The sequence below is a fragment of the Noviherbaspirillum sedimenti genome, assembly GCF_003590835.1.
Lineage (GTDB): Bacteria > Pseudomonadota > Gammaproteobacteria > Burkholderiales > Burkholderiaceae_D > Paucimonas > Paucimonas sedimenti.
In genome coordinates this window covers 1,804,975-1,829,172 of the sequence record NZ_QYUQ01000002.1, presented here as the reverse complement: position 1 = coordinate 1,829,172, position 24,198 = coordinate 1,804,975, and the positions used below count along the sequence as shown (strand labels likewise).

The following is a 24,198-nucleotide window of genomic DNA, read 5'->3' as shown; positions in this document are numbered from 1 at the left end:
AGAATGGTGAAATCCAATAACTGAGCGCTGTTGGGGTGAAAGGCGCAATAACAATAATGCTGAATATTGACACAGACATCGATACCGTCCGCGCATCTCGCGCAGGCCACACCTTCCACGAGAGATGGGCTGCCAGGCGGGCATTGCAACTGGTCTTTCCTAGTGACGATCTATTTGCGATCGCCGTAGAGGGGATCTCCTCGACCGAGACTGCGAGCCCCGGAGCGCGGGCCGAAGAAGTAGCTGACCTTGTCCTCTATTATGGCCGCGGAGACAATTTTCAGACTTGCGAGCGGCTCGAGACCGTTCAGTTCAAATACAAGCTTCGCGAAGAGGCTGTCACAGCGTCTTATCTGAAAAAGACGATCGAGAAGTTCTCCGACACGATCCTCGGCTACGAGAAGGAGTTTTCGGCAGCCGACGCCGACAAAAAGGCATCGTTCATCTTCGTCACGAACTCAGAATTCACGGAAAGTCTCTGGGACGCGATAATGTCCCTGATCGAGGGAACGTCGCCTTCAGCCCCCGGCGCAGCCACCCAGGCTCGCAACCTCAGGAAGTGGTGCTCCGAGCGTGGTCTATCTGACGCAAGTCGTCTCTTCTCGAGAATAGTTTTTCGAGCCGGAGAGAAGAGCCTTGCGGGTCAAGACAACGCGCTCAGGCGAACACTCACCGACTGGTCGGCCGGCGCCGATTCAGAGGCCAGGCTTCGGCTTCACGGGCTCCAGGACCTCGTCCTTAAGAAGGCCGGACCAAGCGGCCAGGGCAAAAACCTGATTCGCCGCGAAGATGTCTTGGATGCGCTCGATTGCGAGCCAGAGGACCTTTTTCCGGCCGACACCCGCTTCATCGACGTGGGTGCCGTCGTTGAGCGAGCTGAACTTTCGACGGTCGGCGATCTAATCAAGGCGTCAGAGCTGCCCGTCTTCGTCCACGCGGAGGGCGGAGTGGGCAAAACCGTGTTTGTCCAAAGCCTCGCTTCAAAGATGGCGAACGAATTTGAAGTCGTCGTTTTTGACTGCTTTGGTGGTGGTTCCTACCGCTCAGACAATCATTCCCGGCACCTCCCCAGAATCGGGCTGGTGCAGATCGTCAATGAACTAGCCTCACGGACACTATGTGATCTGATGCTACCAGGCGGCGATGACAGTCGCAAAATCATCAAGGCGGCGCGCAGACGACTTGCTCAAGCTGCGACGGCGATCAGAACTCAATCGAAAAAGCTCGGTTTGCTTATTATCGTCGATGCTGCGGATAACGCCCAGCTCGAAGCCGAGTGCCGCCACGAAGAAGCATTTCCGAAACTCCTTCTCTCAACCATCGACGAAGACTCTATCGACGGAGTGAAGTTGCTACTTACGGCGCGCACGCACCGCAAAAAGAAGGTCATTGGCCGCACCGCAGTGAAAGATGTCGAGCTAGGACCATTTACCGATCCGGAGGCCCGCAAATTTCTGAAAGATCGCAAGCCAAGTGCTTCCGGTGTGGAGATAGCAACCGCCTTGGCACGCTCTGGCCGGAACGCGCGTGTCCTCGACTACCTTGTTCAGACCTGGGACACGAATGTCCTCGGCAAAACTTCGGCCGCCCCAATCACTGTCCCCGAAATTATCGCCCAACGTTGCACCAAGATTGTCTCGGATCTTCATGTTGAAGGATGGCGGGATTCAGAGGTAACCGAGTTCTTTGTCGCGCTGTCCCTCCTGCCTCCACCGATTCCGCTCGAGGAACTTGCAAACGCACTTGGGTGGTCTGCGGCTCAGGTGAATACCGCCGCATCGGATTTGGCTCCAATGCTCGAGATCACCTCGCACGGTGCGATTTTCAGAGACGAACCTACGGAAACATATGTTCGGGAGACATTTTCCGAGCGGCCGGAGGCTCAAAGAACTATTGCCGACCGCCTTATCTCTTCGCAGGCGACATCGGCATATGCAGCTGAAGCGCTGCCGCACTTTCTGGTTGTCATCAAAGATAGTGACCGAGCATTCGCGCTCGCCGATTCAACCAGCTTCCCAACAACGGTGCAGTCGGAGTTCGGCCGCCGTCGGCTAACGCTCGCACGCCTTCGTGCGGCCTTTCGATTGGCGGTGGCAGAAGATGACTTTGACCGGGTGCTTGGCCTCAGCATGCGGCTGGCCCAAGCCGCAACGGCCAACATGCGAGGCGACGAATTCATTCGCAGCTCGCCTGCTCTCGCGATTGTACTCGGTGATGCTGACTCCTATCGCCGCCTTTTCTCGGATCGCTCGGGATGGCGTGGTGCCAGAAGTGCACGGTTGACGGTCGCGCATCGCTTTGCAAATAATACCGAAGAAGCGCAAATTCAGTGCGAGAGCACAGTTCGGTGGATTAACTGGCATACCGAGCAGCCGCGTGACGAGAGACTTCGCGACCGCGCCGGTCCAGGGGTCGAGGACTACGCAGCGGTGCTATTCCAGCATGTCGCCGAAGGCGAGTTTGGCATTGCCGATCGCAACCTCGCGCGCTGGAATGATCGTTTCTCGCTGTCCGCGAGCGACGAACTCCTGCAGCTGCTAGCGCTGTTCGACCGGGCAAACGGCACGACGGTACTCGCGGATTTTGTGTCGTTTGCCGCAAGCGACCAATGCACGTCGCAGGCGCTCAAACTGCGGCTACTCTCGCGCCCCCGCTATCTCAGTAGGCAGCAGGTGAAGGCGCTTGCGAAGGCGATTGGAACACCCGCGTCCGCCGACGATGACGAGGATGAGGGCTTCTCAATTGAACACGAGCAAGGGAACAGCGGCGACATTGTGCAGGCAGCTTTGACATCGCTCTTCTACAGCTCGCGAGCCGCAACCGCAGCGATCATCCGCCATGCGCCGCTTACTCGCCCGTCGGCTTACGACTACGGCGAGCGTTACGGTAACTCGAGAGCTTGGTCCCCAATCCTCTGCGCCTGTGTTCGCGCTTGGTCCGTTGGAAGGCCCGTCAGCTATCGTGACCTGCTTCCGAACGAACTGAAGGTTACCAGACGGGCAAAAGCTGTCTCGACCAAGACGGAGCTGGTGGCGTTTCTGAAGGAGCTGCGCGAACCTGTACCCGCTGGTCCCAGCAAGAAGGGCGGCAAGAACCAGGTCAGGGCGAGGTTTAGCGACCGGGAACGTGAGGAAATCAGCGAAGGAATTGAGCGTGCACTCGTGTTGACGCGACCGATCGAGGACGCCGTCCTTTCGGGCAAAGGACTCACGAGTGCGAGCGTCAACGACATCCTAGATGGGTGGGGCAAGCAAGTGCGCGAGGGCGGGCACTGGAGGGCTGAAAGCGCAGCTGATTTGCTTGTCCGAACCGTTGGGCTCGGCTGTGTCCGCATCCTGCTGAACCATGCGCCTACGATATCGGCCGACCAAACCAAGACATTGATCAGTTTGATTTCCTCCGGACGGTTCTCCGTCCAGCAGAAGATCGACGTGTTGGGTCAGCTTACTCAACGGTCGGCCCTCCATGAGCTTGCAGGTGAATTCGCGCAGCACGTCACGGAACAAATCCGCCAGGATGACAACATTGGACAGCGCGGCGATTCCTACGCGGAACTCGCTGCTTCTCTTGTGCCCATGAGCGTCGATGAGGCCCGTGAATACTACCAACAAGGTCTGGCCCAGTTGGACCAGATGGGCGGAGAGAGCTATGAGCAGATCTACTCACTGCTTCATTTTGCGAGCGTCCAGCAAGGCGGCTTCCTAAAGCCCGAACTGGCCCAGCGGCTAATGAACCTTTGCCAGACCATTGTGCGGAACGAGCCAAGCAAGTTCGGATGGACGTTGTTCGGGCGTGCCGCAGCCAAGTCCATAGGTTTCCCGGCGATAGCCAAGCTCGTGCGCTGGCACGACCAGGACGTGGCGGACCTGTCTTACGGATTGCCGCAGCTTGCATGCTTTCTGGCCAAGAACGGAAATCTCGATCCACGCCGTGCTGCCTTTGTCCTTACGATCTGTGAAGATCACGGCTGGTGGGACTGGCGTTCCGGAGATGGGGTCGCAGACCTGCTGAAACTGTCCAGGCCGGCGGATCAGAGGCGGATCTTTCTGGCGGTCGTCGCAAAACTGCGCGCTGAGCACCCGTTCGGTGCTTGGCCCTCGCTTTGGGAAGGACTCCTGGAAACGGGCAATCAGTATCCAAACGCAATCACCACCGAAGAGCGAGAGGCGATCGAACGGCGCTGGGCAGAGGCGAAGCGCAAGCAGGATGAGTTTAATAGTCGCAATAACTCGCCGCCGGATTTCCTGACCATTCAAACCCCAAAGCCAAGCAAGGAGGAGGTTGACAGCCTCATCGCGACGTTGGTCTCGGACTGCGATCCGTCCTCTGCAAGTTCGATCGACAAGGCTCTGAAGAACATCCAGGCGGACGACAAACTTGACTACGCTTCCCGGCAGCGCTTCATCGTTGGTTTGCGTGCCTCGTGCCCGTACCCTAAGCGTTTGGCCTTATTGTTCGCGGTCTGCGACGCGGTCGAGCTGAATCTTACTCAGTCGCTGGACATACTCGCCGAGTGTTTCGCCGCCTGGAGCGGCTCATCCACGCACCTTGTTTCCAATGCAAAAACGCTGGTTGAACGACTGTTCGAGTGCAAGAGTGCCGAGCTATTCGATGGTCAGTTCTCCAACACCGCGCGCGGCATCCGCCAGCTGTCGGATTTGTGCAATGACAAGCGCTATGTGTTGCAGCTCGTCCTCCGCAAGGTCGCCGCGGATGAGGTCGAGCTCGACGGTGATGAGTGGCTGCAGTTGGCCACTGCCCTATGCGACGTAACATCGGGCCAAGCCGGTCTCGACGCGCTGGAATTACTGCTGTCCGGGCCGGCATCTCGTATCGCCGACGAGATCGGAGAGGGACCATTTCGCCCTGAGCAAGCAATAGGGGGGGGCGAACTGGAGTTCTTCGCCGACGTCGTTTGGCACCTCCTTGGCGAGGATGATGCCTATGTCCGCTGGACGGTCGCGAGGGGTCTGAACACACTTTTCGAGTTCGGGCTCAACGACGAACTCAACCTATTACTTGATCGCTTCGACCAAAGAGAAGTCGCGGCCCTGGCATCGACGGATCGAAAGCTTTCGTTCCAAAATTCCCAGCAGTGGTTGCTGATGGGTCTGGCGCGGGCCGCTTTGCACCACGGACAAACAATGAGGTCTCTTCAACCCAAGCTGCTGGCTCTCGCTCAACGAAGCGACCTTCACGTCATAGACAAAGTCCACATCGCCAGGTGTCTAAGCCATATCAATAGCGAAGGAGAGCACGACGCGGATTTGGAGGCGTTGCTCGATCAGATCGACCAGCCGCCATGCGGCATTGTCACCAGCGACGTCTACCCGAGTGCCACGAAATCGACATCGGGCTTTCGCTTCGACTACGAATTTACAAAACACGAGATCAGCACCCTCGCTTGGCTCTTTAATGTCGAACAGGCAACGGTCGAAGATGCAATCACGGCTGAGATTACGCGCCGATGGCCGGAGGCCACCTCGATGGATTTTTTTCCCGGCAGCGAGCGGTATCAGTGGGACCGAGGCGATCGATATGAGTCCTACCGGGAGCATATTCAAAGACACGCGTTGCTTAACGCTACCACCAGCCTTTCCAAGGCTCTGCCGGTGGTCGTTCGGAGCTATGAAACTGGAGGCGGCTCACCTTGGATGGAGTGGCGCGATCGCTACGACGTCACATTCGATGACGGTTCGTGGCTGTCTGACCGGAAGGATCCTGTTCCTCAGCAGGCGAAAGAAAATCTGTTAGGTGAAAGGATCGGCCAGCAGGAAATGCTGCAGGATCAAGAAACAGTGCTGCGGAAATTGGGCTTCGTGGACACCGCCACCGATGCGCTGTTTCCACTATATGGAAGCTGGTCATCGCCTGATGGCGTGACAGTAAGCATCACGTCGGCGCTGACGGAGCGAAATGGCGCCATAGGTCGGTGCATGGCATTCGCCAAGCAACCCAGCCATGACCTTTGGCTGCCGGAGTTTTGGGACGAGGGGTATTACAACCACCACCACCGTCCGAAGAGCCCTTTCGCTCCGTTTGTGTGGGCACCCGAGACCCACAGTCTGGGTATAGACGTGGGCGACGAAATCGCCGCGGAGGGACCGGGTGGGAGACCGCGTCTTGGAATCGACCTCACGAAGAGTCTGGAGTTGGTGAATGAGCCAAACAGCGGTGATTGGCATACGGCTGATGGAAGTCTCGCTTTGAGAAGCCAGGTTTGGGGCAGCTGGACACCCGATCCCGATAACAGGCGGCATCGCCGTCATGAGGATGGTGAGATTTTATGGGCTTCGCCCGATTGGCTTGCTGCGACATTGTCCACCGTCAGCAAGCGACTTGTTTTCAAGATAACGCTTTGGAAGTACCGATCGTCGCGGGACTACGACCCTTCAAGCGGAGTCAAATCCGTCCTTGTCGGATTAAAAGTCGATGACGGAACGCCAAGGCTTTGGCAGGCAAAAAAGGCGTCAAAGCAAGACTATTGAAGCACTCGGGTTGGTCATCCTTGCTAGTGGAAGTCCGAGACCTTCAGTGGTCGATATGAAGTTCAGGAACATAGGCTTCCCACGGTGAGGGCGTGACATGCAGCCGAAGCACTATCGAAGGTCGCGAACGACCCGCCACACCACATTTCAGCCTCATTTAAAAAACTTGCTGGGAAGGGTTGAGTGGCTACAGTCGAACGTCCGCTGGTGGCCGAAAACATACATACCTGAATTTCCGCTTTCGGCCAACAGCAGCCATCCAAGTCCTGGGTAGATCTTTAGCATACAAATCCGACATGCCTTGGAGCGTTGTTCCAGGAATTTTCCTTTCGGCGCGCCTCTCAGCGCGGGTAGGTGAAGCCGGTGCGAATATCCATCGGTACCAGACGGGTGCCCTCGCGCACCATCAGCCGCTGGGGCGGTTCGTCGCCTGCCAGCGCGCGCGGCGTAACGGACAGTCCTTCGCCCCTGCGCAACAGTGGATCGCAGCGTTCGTAAACGTTGCGGCAGCCCGTGGCATTAAGGAGCGCCTGCACTACAGGCACCTTCCACAGGTCGACGCCACCGGCATTGAACTGGCAAACCAGATAGCCTGCGATGCCGCCATAGCTGTGCACCAGTAAACCCGGCAAGCCGTCCTTTTCGCCATCGACCAGCTGGACCAGCGCCTGCGGATCGGCGCTGCGCAGCGCATCGGCGCGGAGAAGCACGCCGGCCTGTACGCGCCGCTTTATCATCGCGTGGTCAACCGGCTCGTCCTCGCGCAACGTCCAGACGCGGGCGGCGATTTGCGATTTGGCGTTATAGGCCGCGCGGGCCAGGAACTGGTGAGACGACGACTGCACGATCGCCGTGGCGCCCGGTTTGTTGCGCTCCTGCGGCTTGCCGTCGACCTTTTCGATGGCGGAGACGTAAATCCACGGGTCGCCGGAAAGCAGGCCTTTTTCCTTACCCTGTTTAATGGTGATGATGAGCATGCGCGGCTTTCGTTTTCAGGAAAGGGATGATACAGCAAACCGCCGGCGTCCCCTTTCGCTGCATACTGCTCCTGTCCAGTGCATGTGAGACGAGGCGCAGGTGTACGTACTAAAGCGACAAGGCGCCCAGTTAAACCGCCGCATTCCGCACTAAAAGTACGATCACCCCTTATAACCATGATTCCCAATGTCTCCTTTTTAACTCTTATATAAGACATAAGACATTTGACGTTGCAGGGTATTAAGAATAAAATCCCGACCCAAGTAGTGCCCGGAACAGCCCCGGAGTGCCCAAAAAGCCCTCTCCCAGAAACGCCATACCAGAAGGTCCCCCATGCTTGAAAACTTTCGTGCTCACGTGGCCGAACGCGCCGCGCTCGGTATTCCTCCCCTGCCGCTGACGGCTCAGCAGACTGCCGAGCTGGTGGAATTGCTGACGAATCCGCCCGCCGGCGAAGAGCAGACCCTGCTCGACCTGATCACCCACCGCGTGCCCGCCGGCGTGGACGAAGCCGCCCGCGTGAAGGCCGGCTTCCTGGCCGCCGTGGCCAAAGGCCAGACCGCCTGCGCGCTGATCTCGCGCGCCCGCGCCACCGAACTGCTCGGCACGATGCTGGGCGGTTACAACATCCAGCCGCTGATCGAGCTGTTGTCCGATGCCGAAGTGGCCGCCGTGGCCGCCGACGCGCTGAAGAAAACCCTCCTGATGTTCGACCAGTTCCACGACGTCAAGGAACTGGCCGACAAGGGCAACGCCAACGCCCGTGCCGTGCTGCAAAGCTGGGCCGACGCCGAATGGTTCACCAGCCGTCCGGAAGTGCCGCAAAGCCTGACCATCACCGTCTTCAAGGTGACCGGCGAAACCAACACCGACGACCTGTCGCCGGCCCCGGACGCTACCACCCGTCCGGACATTCCGCTGCACGCGCTGGCGATGCTGAAGAACGCCCGTCCCGGTATCACCCCGGAAGAGGACGGCAAGCGTGGCCCGGTCAAGTTCATCGAATCGCTGAAGGAAAAGGGCCACCTGGTCGCTTACGTGGGCGACGTGGTCGGCACCGGCTCCTCGCGCAAGTCGGCCACCAACTCGGTGCTGTGGTTCACGGGTGAAGACATCCCCTTCGTCCCGAACAAGCGCTTCGGCGGCGTGTGCCTGGGCAGCAAGATCGCCCCGATTTTCTACAACACGATGGAAGACGCCGGCGCCCTGCCGATCGAACTCGACGTGTCGAAGATGGAAATGGGCGACGTGGTCGAACTGCGCCCATACGACGGCAAGGCCCTGAAGAACGGCGAAGTGATTGCCGAGTTTCAGGTCAAGTCCGACGTGCTGTTCGATGAAGTGCGCGCCGGCGGCCGCATTCCCCTGATCATCGGCCGTGGACTGACCACCAAGGCGCGTGAAGCCCTGGGCCTGGCGCCGTCGACCCTGTTCCGCCTGCCGCATCAGCCGGCCGACAGCGGCAAGGGCTTCTCGCTGGCCCAGAAGATGGTCGGCCGCGCCTGCGGCCTGCCGGAAGGCCAGGGCGTCCGCCCGGGCACGTACTGCGAACCGAAGATGACTTCGGTCGGCTCGCAGGACACCACCGGCCCCATGACCCGCGACGAACTGAAGGACCTGGCGTGCCTGGGTTTCTCGGCCGACCTCGTCATGCAGTCGTTCTGCCACACCGCCGCCTATCCGAAGCCGGTGGACGTGAAGACCCACCAGACCCTGCCGAACTTCATCAGCAACCGTGGCGGCATCGCGCTGCGCCCGGGCGACGGCGTGATCCACTCGTGGCTGAACCGCTTGCTGCTGCCCGACACCGTGGGCACCGGCGGCGACTCGCACACCCGCTTCCCGATCGGCATCAGCTTCCCGGCCGGTTCGGGCCTGGTGGCCTTTGCGGCCGCCACCGGCACGATGCCGCTGGACATGCCGGAATCGGTGCTGATCCGTTTCAAGGGCAAGATGCAGCCGGGCGTGACCCTGCGTGACCTGGTCAACGCGATTCCGCTGTACGCCATCAAGCAAGGCATGCTGACGGTTGCCAAGCAAGGCAAGAAGAACATCTTCTCGGGCCGTATTCTCGAAATCGAAGGCCTGCCCGAGCTGAAGGTCGAGCAAGCGTTCGAATTGTCGGATGCGTCCGCCGAGCGCTCGGCCGCCGGTTGCACGGTCCACCTGAACAAGGAACCGATCATCGAATACCTCAACAGCAACATCACGCTGATGAAATGGATGATCGCCCAGGGCTACCAGGACCCGCGCAGCCTGCAGCGCCGCATCAAGGCGATGGAGCAGTGGCTGGCAGACCCGCAACTGCTGGCGCCGGATGCCGACGCCGAGTACGCCGCCGTCATCGAGATCGACCTGGCCGACATCCACGAGCCGATCGTGGCCTGCCCGAATGATCCGGACGATGTGAAGACGCTGTCTGACGTGGCCGGCGCCAAGATCGACGAAGTGTTCATCGGCTCGTGCATGACCAACATCGGTCACTTCCGTGCCGCGTCGAAGCTGCTGGAAGGTAAGCGCGACATCCCGGTCAAGCTGTGGGTGGCCCCGCCGACCAAGATGGACCAGAAGCAGCTGACCGAGGAGGGACACTACGGCGTCTTCGGCACAGCCGGTGCCCGTACCGAAATGCCGGGCTGCTCGCTGTGCATGGGCAACCAGGCACAGGTGCGCGAAGGCGCGACGGTCATGTCGACCTCGACCCGTAACTTCCCGAACCGCCTGGGCAAGAACACGAACGTGTACCTCGGCTCGGCGGAACTGGCGGCGATCTGCTCGCGCCTGGGCAAGATCCCGACGAAGGACGAGTACATGGCCGACATGGGCGTGCTCAACGCCGACGGCGACAAGATCTACAAGTACATGAACTTCGACCAGATCGAAGATTTCAGGGAAGTGGCCGACACCGTGAAGATGTAAGCGTGCTGCCGGGCTACGGCGTGTTGTTTTCGTCGTAGCGCCACGTAATGGCGCCGCAGGCTAAATGCCTGCGGCGCCATTTTTTTTCGTGCTTCGGGCAAAAAAACGCCGCCATTGCTGGCGGCGGATAAACCAAATCACCGGAGTTATTTGGAAGAGACGTAACCACTATAGCGTGGCAGTCGCGGCCTGTAATCGAATTTGATCGCATAAGCATATGCGCTGTCGCATCGGATCGTGCCGCTAGCCGCAGTGCGAGCAGACGCCTTGTTGATCATGGCGCCGGGTTGGGATGTTGGGTATGAATTGCTTCGATCTCTTCGAGGATGCCTGCATTGAGTGTCAAATGCATGCTGCGCAAATTGGACTGCAGTTGGATAAGGTCCGTCGCGCCAATAATGTTGCTGGTCAAAAATGGACGGGAATTGACGTAAGCAAGCGCCATATGTGTCGGATCAAGTCCATGCCGGCGCGCCAATCCGACATACTGTTGTACTGCTTGCTGCGCTTGCGCATTGCTATAGCGGGAAAAACGCTCGAAGAGTGTCAGGCGTGCGCCTTCAGGTCGTACGCCGTGCAGGTACTTTCCCGACAGTACACCAAACGCCAGCGGTGAATAAGCCAGCAAGCCAACCTGCTCGCGGAAAGCAAATTCCGCCAGGCCGATTTCAAATGTGCGATTAAGCAGATTGTAGGGATTCTGGATTGACACGATACGTGGCAAGTTCAGTTTTTCTGCTGCACGCAAAAATTGTGCTACTCCCCAAGGCGATTCGTTCGATACGCCGATGTAGCGTACTTTGCCCGATTTGACGAAGCTGGCAAGGACGTCCAGGGTTTCTTCGATCGAAATACTCTCTTCCTGAGCTGTATGCGTGTAATTCAGCTTGCCGAAAATATTCAGGCTGCGATCCGGCCAATGCAGTTGATACAGGTCGATATAGTCGGTCTGCAGGCGCGCAAGGCTTTCATTCAAGGCAGTTGTCAGGCCTGCGCGATCAAAATGGTTGTTGCCTCCGCGTATGTGGCGTGGATTGTGGGGCATGCGTGCCGGGCCTGTGGCTTTGGTGGCGATCAGCACCCGGTCGCGCTTGCCGGATTTCTTCAGCCAGCTGCCAAGATATTGTTCGCTCCTGCCCTGGGTCTCCGGTCGCGGCGGCACCGGATACATTTCTGCGGTATCGATGAGGTTCACGCCAAAGTCGACAGCGTGATCAAGCTGGGCATGCGCTTCGGCCTCTGAATTCTGCTGACCCCATGTCATGGTGCCCAGTGCGATGTTGCTGACCTTGATGTCGGTATTTCCGAGATGTCGGTATTGCATGCTCATGAATCAGGGTCCTTTTATTGAGAAAACTGCCATGTTAAAGCTTGATGGCGGCAATGTATTTTAGATTCCGTCCGCGTCCCGCATAACGAAGTAAAACGCATATCGATATGCGAAGTTTGGTTGGGATGCGCATCGTCCAAAAAACCGATATTGATCTGCGAAATCATTCGTTTGATTGATGGAATGCGCTCCCTACAATGCAGCTTTTAATCGATTGCGGATCAAGCATGCCTATTTTACTCACCAAGCCTGTTCGCCGGGCGTTCCTGCTCCTGGCCGCTGTACTACCTCTGGCCGCCACCTTGCCGGCCCATGCGCAAAAAACTTCCGAGACAGTGCGTATTGGCTATCAGAAATCCTCAACCTTGCTCACCATTATAAAGACGCGTGGCACCCTGGAGCAATTGCTGGCGCCGCAGGGCGTGAAAATCAGCTGGCATGAATTTTCCAGCGGCTTGCCTCTGCTGGAAGCGCTGAATGTCGGCGGCGTTGATTTGAGTGCCGATGTCGCCGATACCGTTCCGGTGTTTGCACAAGCGGCTGGGGCAAAACTGGCTTATGTGGCGCAGGAGGCGCCTTCGCCTTCGGCGCAGGCCATCCTGGTGCGCGCGGACTCGCCGATCAAGTCGGTTGCCGAACTCAAGGGGAAAAAGATTGCAGTGACCAAGGCCGCTGGGAGCCATTATCTCTTGATTGCCCTGCTCGAAAAGGCCGGGCTTAAATTCAAGGATATCCAGCCGGCGTACCTGTCGCCCGCTGATGGTCGTGCCGCATTCGAGCGCGGCAGCGTCGATGCCTGGGTTGCCTGGGACCCGTTCCTTGCAGGCGTCCAGCGCCAGTCGCCGGTGCGCATCCTGGCCGATGGCACGAATGTTGCCGACTACCAGCGCTACTACCTGGCATCGGCAACTTTTGTCGAAGCACGCCCTGAAATCATCAAGACCGTGTTTGATGAACTGCAGAAAACCGGCCGCTGGGTGAAACAAAACCCCAAGGATGCGGCAGCCTTGCTGGCACCTGTATGGGGGCTGGATGCGCAAACCATTGAAACTGCGAACGGCCGCAGGAGCTATGAAGTCCGGTCAGTCGTCGCCGACGCCTTGCGCGAGCAGCAAAGCATTGCAAACGCCTTTTTCGCGGAAGGCTTGCTGCCAAAGCAGGTCAATGCGGCCGATGTGCCGATCTGGAGGCCGGCTCGCTAATCACGCGTCTGGAAGGAGGATGCCAGCCATGGAGTTGATCGATTTGTTTACTGCCATTGGCGCCATCGCGGTCGTTTTTGCGGCGCTGATGTTCCCGTTGCATAAGGGAAGCGATGAAGAATGATTTTCTATTTTTAACGTAAAGAAGTGCCTGGAAAAATCCCTGACGTTTACTTTATTTGAGAGAGCATGATGACGAAAAACAATAAATTCCTGGCCAGATTCCTGCGCATGGCATTGGCGAGTGTGTCCGGCGTGGCGCTGGCGGCATCGCTGTCGGCAAATGCGCTTGCCGCCGACCAGCCAAAAGAGCTGCGGTTGGACTACGCCTATTATTCACCGACCAGCCTGGTGCTGAAAAAGTTCGGCTGGGCCGAGCAGGAATTCCAGGCGGATGGCGTGCCGGTCAAGTGGGTGCTAAGCGCGGGCAGCAACCGCGCCCTCGAATACCTGAATAGCGGCAGCGTCGATTTCGGTTCGACCGCCGGACTGGCCGCCGTTCTCAGCAAGGCCAACGGCAATGCAATCAAGGGTGTTTACGTTTATTCGCAGCCGGAATGGACTGCGCTGGTCGTGCCGAAGGATTCCCCGATCAAGTCAATCAAGGATTTGCAGGGCAAGAAAGTTGCCGCTACCAAAGGCACCGATCCTTTCCTGTTCCTGTTGCGCACACTGCATCAGTCCGGCTTGAAGAAAAGCGATATCGAGCACGTCAGCTTGCAGCATGCCGATGGCCGCGCCGCACTTGAGCAGGGCAGGGTGGATGCCTGGGCTGGTCTCGACCCACTGATGGCCACATCCGAAGTGGAAAAAGAGTCGCGTCTGCTGTACCGTAATGTCGGCTTCAACACTTATGGTTTCCTGAACACCAGCGAGACTTTCGCCCGCCAGTATCCGGATACGGTCAAGCGCGTGATCAAGCTCTATGAAAAGGCGCGTCTGTGGGTGCTGGCCAATCCGGAAGAGGCCGCCAAGCTCTTGTCCGAAGAGGCCAAGCTGTCGCTGCCTGTGGCAAAACTGCAGCTGACCCGCAATAACTTCAATAGCCCGAAGCCGGGTCCTGAGCATATCGCCGCCTTCAAGAATGCCGCGTCGATCCTGCTCGAGGAAGAATTGGTAAAAAAAGGCACCGACCTTAACAAGGTGATTGACGATCTGGTCGATCCGTCGTTTGCCAAAGCAGTCATCAAGTGATCGGTTGGCAGCGATGAGTAGCGTACCAGTGATCAAAACGGAAGCGGCCGCCGTCGGCAATCCACCCTCGGAAACGGGATTCGGGACGTGGCTGGTGCGTCATGGCCAGGGCTGGCTGGTGCCGCTGCTGCTGTTGCTGGTCTGGGAAGCAGCGGTCAGGGGTGGCTTAATTGCGGCCAACCTGTTGCCGCCGCCGACGGAGCTCGCCTCGACGCTGTCGGATCTGCTTGCCAACGGCGCGATTTTCCAGCATGTCGGCGTCAGTTCGCTGCGCGTGCTCGTCGGGTTTCTGATTGGTGCCGCGCTGGCGATTCCTGCCGCGGCTGCGGTTGGCTTGTCGCCGCGCATTGCGGCACTGATCGATCCAAGTTTCCAGGCGTTGCGCGCCATTCCTTCGCTGGCTTGGGTACCCCTGCTGCTGCTGTGGTTCGGTATCGATGAAACCCCAAAGATCACCATGATCGCCATCGGCGCCTTTTTTCCGGTGTACGTGAACCTCGTGTCCGGTATCCGCAATGTCGATCGCAAACTGGTCGAGTTTGGCGAGGTGTATGGCCTGAGCGGCATCCGCCTGATCGCAAGGATATTCCTGCCTGCCGCATTGCCCAATCTTTTCATCGGCTTTCGCACCGGGCTGTCGCTGGCGTGGATGTTCCTGGTGGCCGCTGAATTGATTGCCGCGACCAAGGGGCTGGGTTACCTGATGACGGATGGCCGCGAATTGGGACGGGCCGACCTGGTGATCGTCGCCATCGTGGTGCTGGCTTTGCTTGGGAAAGTGAGCGACAGCATCCTGGTCAAGCTGGAGGAACGCCTGCTTGCCTGGCGCGATGTCTATGAAACCCGCCAGGCGTGACGTTAAAAAATAGGGAGCCGGAAATGCCTCAGCAGTTGGTGGACGTCGCCGTCCGCGAAAAGAGTTTTGCGGCCAAGACCGTGATGCTCGATGTCGATTTCCAGGTTCATCGTGGCGAAATCGTCAGCCTGGTGGGTCCGAGCGGCTGCGGGAAAAGTACCTTATTGCGCATTATTTCCGGGCTCGACAGGGATTTTCGCGGCAAGGTCGTTGTCAACGGCCACGCTCCCGTTCTGCATTCGCGCGACGTCGGGCTGGTATTTCAGGAGCCGCGCCTGTTGCCTTGGCTGACAGTTGCCGAGAATGTCGGCTTCGACCTCGGACGCAAGGGCGGCGCCCATCCCAAGGTGAAGGAACTGCTGTCCGAGGTGGGCCTGGCAGACTTTGCCAATGCCTATCCCAAGCAACTGTCCGGTGGCATGGCGCAGCGTGTGGCAATTGCCCGCGGCTTGTTTACCCAGCCGGCCTTGCTGTTGCTGGATGAACCCTTCAGTGCCGTTGATGCCTTCACCCGCATGCGTCTGCAAGACTTATTGCTGAGCGTAGCGGCCAATCACGGTACGACCTTGCTGTTGATTACCCATGACATTACGGAAGCAATTTACCTGAGTGACCGGGTCATTGCGTTGACGAGCCATCCGGGGCGCCTGAGCGGTGAAGTCAGAGTGGATATTCCGCGCCAGCGCGACCGCCGCAGTCCCGAACTGGCATTGCTTGAAAGAGAAGCCCTGGCCTTGTTGACCGATGGCCGACCAGATTACTTTGCTACCGATGCACGGGAATTCGGGCCTGTCTTGCGTCAGGCAGTGGTGCACGAATTCAAGAACCTACAGTTCGCCGTATAAATAAGTTCCTATATGCGCAAAACGCATAAGAAACCGCGAAAGTATTCGTTCTTTTTGAATTGGCATCAGTTTAATCTTCAATTTCCCGCAACCCATATGCTGTTAAGGAAAAAAATGCTGCTCAAAAAATTACTCCAGATTGGAACTGCTCTTGCGCTCGCCGTGCCGACTGTGCATGCTGCAGAAGTATCGTTGTTGAACGTGTCATACGACCCGACGCGCGAGCTGTACCAGGAATTCAATGCCGCTTTTGCCAAGCAATGGAAAGCCAAGACCGGCGATGACGTCAAGATCAAGCAATCGCACGGCGGCTCCGGCAAGCAGGCGCGTTCGGTGATTGACGGCATCGAGGCCGATGTCGTCACCCTGGCGCTGGCCTACGATATCGATGCCATCGCCGAAAAAGGCTATATCGTCAAGGATTGGCAAAAGCGCCTGCAGCACAACAGCTCGCCTTACACCTCGACCATCGTGTTCCTGGTCCGCAAGGGCAATCCAAAAGGCATCAAGGACTGGAGCGATCTGGTCAAACTTGGCGTGGCCGTGATTACTCCGAACCCCAAGACTTCCGGCGGTGCACGCTGGAATTACCTGGCAGCCTGGGCGTATGCCTTGAAACAGCCGGGCGGCACTGAAGCAAGCGCCAAGGAATTCGTCGCCAAGTTGTTCAGGAACGTGCCGGTACTCGACTCGGGTGCGCGTGGGTCGACTACCACTTTTGTCGAGCGCGGCATCGGCGATGTCCTGCTGGCCTGGGAAAACGAAGCCATCCTGGCGATCAAGGAACTCGGCCCGGACAAGTTCGATATCGTCGCGCCGCCCTTGAGCATCCTGGCCGAGCCGCCGGTCACCGTGGTTGATAAAAATGTCGACAAGCGCGGCACCCGCAAGGTCGCGGAAGCCTACCTGCAATATCTGTATTCCGACGAGGGCCAGGAAATCGCCGCGCAGAATTACTACCGTCCGATTTCCGAGAAGATTGCGAAAAAGTATGCGTCGCAATTCCCGAAAGTGAAACTGTTCACCATCGATGAAGTGTTCGGCGGCTGGGCCAAGGCACAACCCACCCATTTCGGCGATGGCGGTTCCTTCGATCAGATTTACCAACCGGGCAAGAAGTAATTACTGGCCCTGATGCGAAATCTGGAATTGAAATGAATATCATCTTGATCGCAGGTAGCCCGTCGGCGCCATCGCGTTCCACCCGGTTGCTGCAGTACGCCGGTGAACAACTGGCACTGCGCGGCCACCGCAGCGGTTTGCTGCAGGTACGGGATTTGCCTGCCCAGGCCTTGCTGCATGCGGAGTTCGGCAATGCCGAACTGAAGGCGGCGCAGGCGCTGGTAGCCGCTGCAGACGCGGTGGTCATCGCCACGCCGGTGTACAAGGCGGCCTACAGCGGCTTGCTGAAAGCCTTCCTGGATGTGCTGCCGCAAGATGGTTTGGCCGGCAAGCTGGTCTTGCCGCTGGCGACCGGCGGCAGCCAGTCGCACATGCTGGCGCTGGACTATGCTCTGCGTCCGGTGCTGACATCGCTTTCGGCCCGCCACGTCTTGCCGAGCATTTACGTTACCGATGCCCAGGTCGCCTGGTCGGCCGAGCAAGGGCTGACGATCGATTCTGCGATTGTGCAGCGCCTGGCTGCAGGCATCGACAATCTCTCGGCAAGCCTGCTGGCTTTGCAAGAAACCGCCGTGACGGAATTCGCGCCAGTCCATTTTTCGCAAGTCCGATGTAGCGTCTGATATTGCTGCCATACCCGTTTTCCCTGTCGTAACCAAGTCTATTAAACACAATTGCCATGCCGCGGATCGCTGCGGCAGGGTGACTTTTTTCCGAAATTTGACTAAATAAAAAAGGAAACCGCATGACTATCTCGCATGGTAACCGCAACGCCAAACGCCGCACCCTGGGTCTGATGTTTGCCGCCGCCGCGGGCGCATTGGCATTTTCCTTGCCCAGTACTGCCGCTGCACAGGAAAAGGGCGTGCTGCGCATCGGCTTTCAGAAATACGGCACGCTGACCCTGCTCAAGGCACGCGGCACGCTGGACAAACGGCTGGCCGAGCAGGGCATCGAGGTGCAATGGCGTGAATTCCCCGCCGGACCACAGCTGCTGGAAGGATTGAATGTCGGCAGCGTCGATTTCGGCACGGTTGGCGAAGCGCCGCCGATTTTCGCCCAGGCCGCCAACGCCAACCTGGTGTACGTCGCCAATGAGCCGCCGGCACCGACTGGCGAAGCGATCATCCTGCCGAAAAACTCCACGATCAAGTCGGTGGCCGAGTTGAAGGGCAAAAAGATTGCGCTGAACAAGGGCTCCAACGTCCATTATCTGCTGGTCAAGGCGCTGGAAAAGGCCGGTGTCGCCTATCAGGATATTCAGACCGTCTATCTGCCACCGGCCGATGCGCGCGCCGCTTTCGAGCGCGGCAGCGTCGATGCCTGGGTAATCTGGGATCCGTTCCTGGCAGCTGCGGAAAAACAGATTGGCGCACGGGTGCTGGCTGATGGCAAGGGCCTGGTCAGCAACCACCAGTTTTATCTGGCCGCGCGTCCGTATGCGGAAAAGAACCCGGCGATCGTCAAGATCATTATTGAAGAGCTGGCCAAAACCGACGAGTGGGCAGGCAAGAATCTCAAGGACGTGACCGCCATCCTGGCGCCCCAGCTTGGGCTGGAACCGGAGGTCGTCGAACTGGCTGCATCGCGCTTCACCTACGGCATCAAGCCGATCAGCGAAGCGGTGCTGGCCGAGCAGCAAAAGATTGCCGACGTATTTTCGAATCTGAAGCTGATTCCGAAAAAAATCACCATCAAGGATGCCGTCTTGCCGGCCAAGCTGTAAGGAGTTGTCATGAGTCTGAATATATTCTGGTTTTTACCGACCCACGGCGACAGCCGTTATCTCGGCACCACCAAGGGCGCACGCGAAGTCAGTTACGACTATCTGCGCCAGGTGGCGGTTGCCGCCGACACGCAGGGCTATGACGGCGTGCTGATCCCCACCGGACGCTCCTGCGAAGATCCGTGGGTTGTCGCATCCAGCCTGATTGGTGCCACCAAAAACCTGAAATTTCTGGTGGCGATTCGTCCGGGCCTCTCCACGCCCGGCCTGGCGGTGCGCACCGCAGCCACTTTCGATCGCCTGTCGGGCGGACGTCTGCTGGTCAATGTCGTCACCGGCGGCGACCAGGGCGAGCTGGAAGCCGATGGCCTGTTTGCCGACCATGCCGAGCGCTATGAAATCACTGCGGAATTCCTGCGCGTCTGGCGTGCCACGCTGGCCGGCGAGGGCGGCAGCAAAGGGTTTGACTATGATGGCAAGCATATCCAGGTCAAAGGTTCAAAAACCTTGTACCCGGCGGTGCAAAAACCGTATCCGCCGCTGTATTTCGGCGGCTCCTCCGAAGCCGCGCACGAACTGGCTGCCGAACAGGTCGATGTGTACCTGACCTGGGGCGAGCCGCCAGCGGCGGTTGCGGAAAAAATTGCCGACATCCGCGCGCGTGCCGCCAAACATGGGCGCACGGTGCGCTTCGGCATCCGCCTGCACGTGATTGTGCGTGAAACCAGCGAGGCCGCCTGGCAAGCCGCAGATGAATTGATCAGTCATCTTGATGATGACGTGATCGCAGGCGCCCAGGCAGCGTTCGCCAGGATGGATTCGGTCGGACAGCGACGCATGGCTGCCTTGCACGGCGGCCGCCGCGACAAGCTGGAAGTCTCGCCGAACCTGTGGGCCGGCGTTGGCCTGGTGCGCGGCGGCGCCGGCACCGCGCTGGTGGGTGATCCGGAAACGGTGGCTGCCCGCATGCGGGAATACGCCGATCTTGGCATCGAGACCTTCATCCTCTCGGGCTATCCGCACCTGGAGGAATCCTACCGCTTTGCCGAGCTGGTGTTCCCGCTGCTGGGCAAGGGCAAGACTGGCGGGTTTTCAGGACCGTTGACCGGGCCCTTCGGCGAGATGGTGGCCAGCGATATCCTGCCCAAAGTGTCGGCAAGTTAAGGAGTCTCCATGACGGCAACCGCTGAAATTCCGGTCACGATACCGCTCCCGGCGGCACAAGCCCCGGCCGCCTGGCGGCAAAGCCTGTTTGCCCGCCTGGCGCCATGGGCCGTGCCGATCGGCCTGGTGCTGGTATGGCAAATCGCTGCGCGCAGCGGCTGGCTGTCCAGCCGCATCCTGCCGGAACCGTGGGCAGTGCTGAAGGCATTTTGGGCGCTGGCGGTATCCGGAGAACTTTGGACCCATGTCAAGGTCAGCCTTTGGCGCGCGCTCGCCAGTTTCGCCATCGGCGGCGGTCTTGGGCTGCTGCTCGGCTTGTTGACCGGCACCTTCAAGACGGCCGAAACCCTGCTCGACACGACCCTGCAAATGATTCGCAACATTCCGGCATTGGCGCTGATTCCATTGGTGATTCTGTGGTTCGGCATTGACGAGGCCGCCAAGCTGTTCCTGGTCTCGATCGGCGTGTTTTTCCCGGTGTACCTGAATACTTTTCACGGCATCCGCTCGGTGGACAAGGGCCTGATCGAAATGGCCAAGAGCTATGGCCTGTCGGGCTGGCCTTTGTACCGCGATGTAATCCTGCCCGGCGCCTTGCCGTCGGTGCTGGTCGGCGTGCGTTTTTCGCTGGGCCTGGTGTGGGTGTTGCTGATCGTCGCCGAGACCATTTCGGCCGTATCGGGAATCGGCTACATGACCATGAATGCGCGCGAATTCCTGCAAACCGACGTGGTACTGGTCGGCATTCTGCTGTATGCCTTGCTCGGCAAGCTGGCTGATACGCTGTCGCGCGGTCTGGAACGCTACTGGTTGCGCTGGCATCCGGGTTATCAGTGATCGGAAAGGAGTCCCAATGCAAAGCAATTCAGCCGAACAGGCGCAGGTCAAGACGGTTACTTCGACGCAGGACCAGGTGCCGTCTCACCGCGGCATCCGCATCGCCATCCAGGATTTGTCCAAGTCTTTTTCCGGGCGCAAGGTACTGCAGGAAGTCAACCTCGAAATCGACGCGGGCGAGTTCGTCGCCATCGTCGGCCGCAGCGGTTGCGGCAAGAGTACCTTGCTGCGGCTGGTGGCCAGTCTTGAAGCCGTCGATAGCGGCCATATCGGATTCGGCGCGGGCGGCGAAACGCCGGAAACCCGCATCATGTTTCAGGATTCGCGCCTGCTGCCGTGGAAGCGGGTGCTGAAAAACGTCGCCCTCGGCTTGCCTCAGGATTCCGGTGCTGCCGCCCAGGCGCTTGGCCAGGTTGGACTGGAAGACCGCGCCGGCGAATGGCCGGCGGTGCTTTCCGGCGGCCAGCGCCAGCGCGTGGCACTGGCACGGGCGCTGGTACACGACCCGCAATTGCTGCTGCTGGATGAGCCGCTGGGCGCGCTGGATGCCTTGACGCGCATCGAAATGCAGCAATTGATTGAAACGCTGTGGCAACAGCGTGGTTTCACCGCCATCCTGGTCACGCACGATGTACAGGAAGCGATTGCGCTGGCCGACCGCGTGCTGCTCATCGAGGATGGCCGCATCACGCTGGATGAACGCATTCCGCTGGCGCGCCCGCGTGCGCGCGGCAATCTGCAGTTCGCCCGGCTGGAAGAAACCATCCTGGCGCGGCTACTGCAGCATCCCGCATCCCGGCCTGACGGCGCGTTGGGCGACGTATCGCTGCAGCGCACCGTCAACCAGGTGGCTTGGGCGATTTAAGCCGGCGACTTACCATTTTCAGTTGCACAATTTTTAACCAACGCTCTCAGGAGAGAACATGAGCATTCAAGCAATCAACGTCCGCAACCAGTTCCGCGGCAAGGTCAAAACCATCATCGACGGCCCGGTCGTGTCCGAAGTGGATGTCGAGACACCGGCCGGTATCGTCACTTCCGTCATCACGACCCGTTCCGTCAAGGACCTGGGCCTGGTGGTCGGTTCCGAAGTGGTGGCGCTGGTCAAGGCGACCGAGGTGTCGATCGCCAAACTCTGACCGTTTGTTTCCGCAATGGAGGGCGCCATGTCATTCCCCGTACTGCAAGACTACCTGGGCCGCCTGCGCCATACGACCGGGGCAGCGACCAGGGTCTGGGTCGATGCCGATGGGCATGCGCAGGGACGCTATTTCAACTGTACCCTGACCAGCGCCTTCCAGCCGATCCGTGAACTCGGCGCCGACCGGGTGAGCGGCTTCGAAGCGTTCGCCCGCAGTTGCTCGGAGCACGGGGACGGCCTGTCGATCTGGAAGTTGCTCGACCATGCAGCCAATGATGACGAGTCAGTCGAGTTGGACCGGCTCTGCCGCATGCTGCATGCGATCAATTTTTATCGCCAGGCCGCAGCCGAGGGAAGGGACCTGTTCCTGAGCGTGCATGACCGTCTCCTGACCGCGGTCAGCGGCAATCATGGCATGGCGTTCCGGCGCATCCTGACGGGCCTTGGCTTGCCGGCCGAGCATATCGTGCTGCAATTGCCGCCGATTACAGAGAACCAGGGCTGGCTGTTGAATTATGTGGCGGACAACTACCGGCTGAACGGTTTTCGTATTGCCATCAATACTGCCCATGCGGCGGAAGCCTTGCAATTGCTGCAACGTGTGCGGCCGGCTGTGATCAAGGTGGATGCACGCGAGATCGGCAACCTGAACACCGTCAGGCGCTTGCTCGAAAGTGCGCATGAAGGTGGCATGCAAGTCGTATTCAAGCGCGTGGAAAGCCCTGCGGTGCTGGCAGTTTTGCAGGAGCTGTCGGTGGGCAGCGACCGGGCGATTTTTGTGCAGGGATATGGGCTTGATATGCCTGCGCCTGTTTTGGCATTGCCTATCAGCATTAAATAAAGGCAATGTCATTTGATACAATGTTAAATGCGCGTGACAAAAATGAGACAAATTTTTCAAGAATTTTGATCTTTGATAATTTCAGCAGTCGGATTGACAAGATTTTCTTTGAATCTCATTTCAATTTGTTCATATCTTGCGGAAAATTCCCGCATAGATGACCCGACTGTTGTATTTCTGCAGACCAATATTGCTTGTAATAATCCTGTCATTTACCTTGCGTACCATTCTGGCATCGCTAATAAGCGAGTAATTAATGCGGTTTTTCCAACGAAGCGACGATATGAGCGTTGCAACAGCTTCGGATAGCTTTTGATCGCTGTTGTCGAGTTCAAATGCATTGAAGGAAAGATTGTTAAAACAGTTTATTTTGCTTTACAACTCTGGGAGAAATTGAATGAAGAAGTCCCTCATTGCACTGGCTGTTCTGGGTGCATTCGCAACTGCCGCACAAGCGCAAACCAATGTTCAGATCGGCGGCCGTGTCCAGGCTGACATCAAGAGCTACAAAGTTGGCGATGTAACCACTGCTGGCCGTGTTGCCAAGAACGAACTGCGCGTTGATGATGATGAAACTTCGCGTTTCTGGCTGAGCGGCACCGAAGATCTGGGCGGCGGCCTGAAAGCCCTGTTCTATGTCGAAAATCGTTTCAACACGGACGTTGGCACCGGCCAAAACGCCGGCGGCAACGGTCTGGCCAATGGCAATACTTACCTCGGCCTGTCGGGCAACTTTGGTCAGGTGACTGTTGGTAAGCACACCTTCATGGAAGACCAAGGCAACGCCGTGCAATACGGCATCAAGGGCGGCCAGGCAATTCCCTCGGGCTTTCTTGGCAGCAAAAACATCCTGAATTTTGTGGATACGACTAATGGCGCCCGCGCTAGCGGTATGAGCACCGGTCGCGTCAACAACTCGATCCAGTACGTCTCGCCGAATTTTAGCGGCTTCAAGGCAACCGTCGGCTTCTCGACCAATCCGGATGGCAACGAAGGTACGCAAGCTGGCGCAGCTCCTTTCAATAACGGCGACTATAGCAAAGGCCAGCAGTACTTCCTGGCAGGTAACTACAGCAATGGCCCGATTTTCCTGAACCTGGCTTACTACGATCAGCAACTCGAAGGCAAGCCTGCCGTTGGCGACGAAAAGCAAGTTCGTCTGTCGGGTTCGTATGCCTTCCCGTTCGGCCTCAAGGTCGGCGCCCAGTTTGATCGTGCAACGATCGAAGCAGGTGCTGTAGACCGCGAGCGTAACGCTTGGCAAATCCCGGTCAGCTACCAGTTCGGTGCAAACACCATTTTGGCTAGCTTCACCAAGGCAGGCGACATCAAGGGTCAAATCAACTCCGGCGCCAAGATGTGGACCCTCGGCTACGACTATGCTCTGTCCAAGCGCACCAACGTAGGCGTGTTCTACGGCAAGCTGGATAACGATTCCAATGCTACCTACCAGCCGGTTGATTCTGGCGATACGCGCAATGGTTCGGTCTTGCTGGGCGGCGAATCGGCTTCGATCTTCGCAGTGGCAGTCAAGCACACCTTCTAAGTCGACGCG

General features: G+C 58.5%; 17 protein-coding genes. 15 read left to right on the top strand and 2 right to left on the bottom strand.

Features of this window, described 5'->3' with window-relative positions:
• The first annotated feature begins 56 nt into the window (after positions 1-56).
• Entirely contained in the window at positions 57-6,488 is a 6,432-nt protein-coding gene (locus tag D3878_RS08575; RefSeq protein WP_119785073.1) for an NACHT domain-containing protein, read from the top strand.
• A gap of 341 nt (positions 6,489-6,829) precedes the next feature.
• Here D3878_RS08575 and D3878_RS08570 read toward each other — a convergent pair whose 3' ends face one another.
• On the bottom strand, positions 6,830-7,465 hold the full coding sequence (locus D3878_RS08570) for a class I SAM-dependent rRNA methyltransferase (protein ID WP_119785072.1): 636 nt from the start codon (positions 7,463-7,465) through the stop codon (positions 6,830-6,832).
• Positions 7,466-7,799: 334 nt separating this feature from the next.
• Here D3878_RS08570 and acnB point away from each other — a divergent pair, with 334 nt between their 5' ends.
• Positions 7,800-10,385: a bifunctional aconitate hydratase 2/2-methylisocitrate dehydratase gene (gene acnB / locus D3878_RS08565; protein WP_119785071.1), complete on the top strand. Its 2,586-nt coding sequence runs from the start codon at positions 7,800-7,802 to the stop codon at positions 10,383-10,385.
• Positions 10,386-10,659: 274 nt separating this feature from the next.
• On the opposite strand, the gene D3878_RS08560 is transcribed toward acnB, so the two are convergent.
• The gene (locus tag D3878_RS08560; RefSeq protein ID WP_119787785.1) at positions 10,660-11,709 is read right to left on the bottom strand and encodes an NADP(H)-dependent aldo-keto reductase; all 1,050 of its coding nucleotides are present in this window, start codon (positions 11,707-11,709) and stop codon (positions 10,660-10,662) included.
• Between the two features lie 233 nt (positions 11,710-11,942).
• Here D3878_RS08560 and D3878_RS08555 point away from each other — a divergent pair, with 233 nt between their 5' ends.
• The 13 genes from D3878_RS08555 to D3878_RS08495 all read left to right on the top strand — a co-directional run bounded on the left by D3878_RS08555 (position 11,943) and on the right by D3878_RS08495 (position 24,189).
• Entirely contained in the window at positions 11,943-12,917 is a 975-nt protein-coding gene (locus D3878_RS08555) for an aliphatic sulfonate ABC transporter substrate-binding protein (RefSeq protein WP_119785070.1), read from the top strand.
• A 189-nt stretch (positions 12,918-13,106) separates the two neighbouring features.
• On the top strand, positions 13,107-14,111 hold the full coding sequence (locus D3878_RS08550) for an aliphatic sulfonate ABC transporter substrate-binding protein (protein ID WP_233556275.1): 1,005 nt from the start codon (positions 13,107-13,109) through the stop codon (positions 14,109-14,111).
• Positions 14,112-14,124: 13 nt separating this feature from the next.
• Positions 14,125-14,967: an ABC transporter permease gene (locus tag D3878_RS08545; RefSeq protein ID WP_119785069.1), complete on the top strand. Its 843-nt coding sequence runs from the start codon at positions 14,125-14,127 to the stop codon at positions 14,965-14,967.
• 23 nt (positions 14,968-14,990) lie between these two features.
• Entirely contained in the window at positions 14,991-15,812 is an 822-nt protein-coding gene (locus tag D3878_RS08540; protein ID WP_119785068.1) for an ABC transporter ATP-binding protein, read from the top strand.
• Positions 15,813-15,926: 114 nt separating this feature from the next.
• Positions 15,927-16,934, top strand: a complete 1,008-nt coding sequence (locus D3878_RS08535; protein ID WP_119785067.1) for a sulfate ABC transporter substrate-binding protein — start codon at positions 15,927-15,929, stop codon at positions 16,932-16,934.
• 32 nt (positions 16,935-16,966) lie between these two features.
• Positions 16,967-17,557, top strand: coding sequence for an NADPH-dependent FMN reductase (gene ssuE, locus D3878_RS08530; RefSeq protein WP_119785066.1), 591 nt, complete (start codon positions 16,967-16,969; stop codon positions 17,555-17,557).
• Between the two features lie 122 nt (positions 17,558-17,679).
• The gene (locus D3878_RS08525) at positions 17,680-18,660 is read left to right on the top strand and encodes a sulfonate ABC transporter substrate-binding protein (RefSeq protein WP_119785065.1); all 981 of its coding nucleotides are present in this window, start codon (positions 17,680-17,682) and stop codon (positions 18,658-18,660) included.
• Positions 18,661-18,675: 15 nt separating this feature from the next.
• Positions 18,676-19,824 carry an FMNH2-dependent alkanesulfonate monooxygenase gene (gene ssuD / locus D3878_RS08520; RefSeq protein WP_199688261.1) on the top strand — a complete coding sequence of 383 codons (1,149 nt, stop codon included), beginning with the start codon at positions 18,676-18,678 and terminating at the stop codon, positions 19,822-19,824.
• A 9-nt stretch (positions 19,825-19,833) separates the two neighbouring features.
• Entirely contained in the window at positions 19,834-20,661 is an 828-nt protein-coding gene (ssuC, locus tag D3878_RS08515) for an aliphatic sulfonate ABC transporter permease SsuC (RefSeq protein ID WP_119785063.1), read from the top strand.
• A gap of 16 nt (positions 20,662-20,677) precedes the next feature.
• The gene (locus D3878_RS08510) at positions 20,678-21,526 is read left to right on the top strand and encodes an ATP-binding cassette domain-containing protein (RefSeq protein WP_119785062.1); all 849 of its coding nucleotides are present in this window, start codon (positions 20,678-20,680) and stop codon (positions 21,524-21,526) included.
• A 58-nt stretch (positions 21,527-21,584) separates the two neighbouring features.
• Positions 21,585-21,800: a TOBE domain-containing protein gene (locus tag D3878_RS08505; protein ID WP_119785061.1), complete on the top strand. Its 216-nt coding sequence runs from the start codon at positions 21,585-21,587 to the stop codon at positions 21,798-21,800.
• Between the two features lie 27 nt (positions 21,801-21,827).
• Positions 21,828-22,643, top strand: a complete 816-nt coding sequence (locus D3878_RS08500) for an EAL domain-containing protein (RefSeq protein ID WP_119785060.1) — start codon at positions 21,828-21,830, stop codon at positions 22,641-22,643.
• Positions 22,644-23,040: 397 nt separating this feature from the next.
• The gene (locus D3878_RS08495) at positions 23,041-24,189 is read left to right on the top strand and encodes a porin (protein WP_119785059.1); all 1,149 of its coding nucleotides are present in this window, start codon (positions 23,041-23,043) and stop codon (positions 24,187-24,189) included.
• Positions 24,190-24,198 lie beyond the last annotated feature (9 nt).

What these genes read in the sequence shown, in the direction of transcription:
- D3878_RS08550 (WP_233556275.1), top strand. Translation starts at nt 13,107, where the DNA reads ATGATGACGAAAAACAATAAATTCCTGGCCAGATTCCTGCGCATGGCA.
- D3878_RS08500 (WP_119785060.1), top strand. Translation starts at nt 21,828, where the DNA reads ATGTCATTCCCCGTACTGCAAGACTACCTGGGCCGCCTGCGCCATACG.
- acnB (WP_119785071.1), top strand. Translation starts at nt 7,800, where the DNA reads ATGCTTGAAAACTTTCGTGCTCACGTGGCCGAACGCGCCGCGCTCGGT.
- D3878_RS08545 (WP_119785069.1), top strand. Translation starts at nt 14,125, where the DNA reads ATGAGTAGCGTACCAGTGATCAAAACGGAAGCGGCCGCCGTCGGCAAT.
- D3878_RS08540 (WP_119785068.1), top strand. Translation starts at nt 14,991, where the DNA reads ATGCCTCAGCAGTTGGTGGACGTCGCCGTCCGCGAAAAGAGTTTTGCG.
- D3878_RS08555 (WP_119785070.1), top strand. Translation starts at nt 11,943, where the DNA reads ATGCCTATTTTACTCACCAAGCCTGTTCGCCGGGCGTTCCTGCTCCTG.
- ssuC (WP_119785063.1), top strand. Translation starts at nt 19,834, where the DNA reads ATGACGGCAACCGCTGAAATTCCGGTCACGATACCGCTCCCGGCGGCA.
- D3878_RS08560 (WP_119787785.1), bottom strand. Translation starts at nt 11,709, where the DNA reads ATGCAATACCGACATCTCGGAAATACCGACATCAAGGTCAGCAACATC.
- ssuE (WP_119785066.1), top strand. Translation starts at nt 16,967, where the DNA reads ATGAATATCATCTTGATCGCAGGTAGCCCGTCGGCGCCATCGCGTTCC.
- D3878_RS08575 (WP_119785073.1), top strand. Translation starts at nt 57, where the DNA reads ATGCTGAATATTGACACAGACATCGATACCGTCCGCGCATCTCGCGCA.
- D3878_RS08510 (WP_119785062.1), top strand. Translation starts at nt 20,678, where the DNA reads ATGCAAAGCAATTCAGCCGAACAGGCGCAGGTCAAGACGGTTACTTCG.
- D3878_RS08570 (WP_119785072.1), bottom strand. Translation starts at nt 7,465, where the DNA reads ATGCTCATCATCACCATTAAACAGGGTAAGGAAAAAGGCCTGCTTTCC.
- D3878_RS08535 (WP_119785067.1), top strand. Translation starts at nt 15,927, where the DNA reads ATGCTGCTCAAAAAATTACTCCAGATTGGAACTGCTCTTGCGCTCGCC.
- D3878_RS08505 (WP_119785061.1), top strand. Translation starts at nt 21,585, where the DNA reads ATGAGCATTCAAGCAATCAACGTCCGCAACCAGTTCCGCGGCAAGGTC.
- D3878_RS08495 (WP_119785059.1), top strand. Translation starts at nt 23,041, where the DNA reads ATGAAGAAGTCCCTCATTGCACTGGCTGTTCTGGGTGCATTCGCAACT.
- D3878_RS08525 (WP_119785065.1), top strand. Translation starts at nt 17,680, where the DNA reads ATGACTATCTCGCATGGTAACCGCAACGCCAAACGCCGCACCCTGGGT.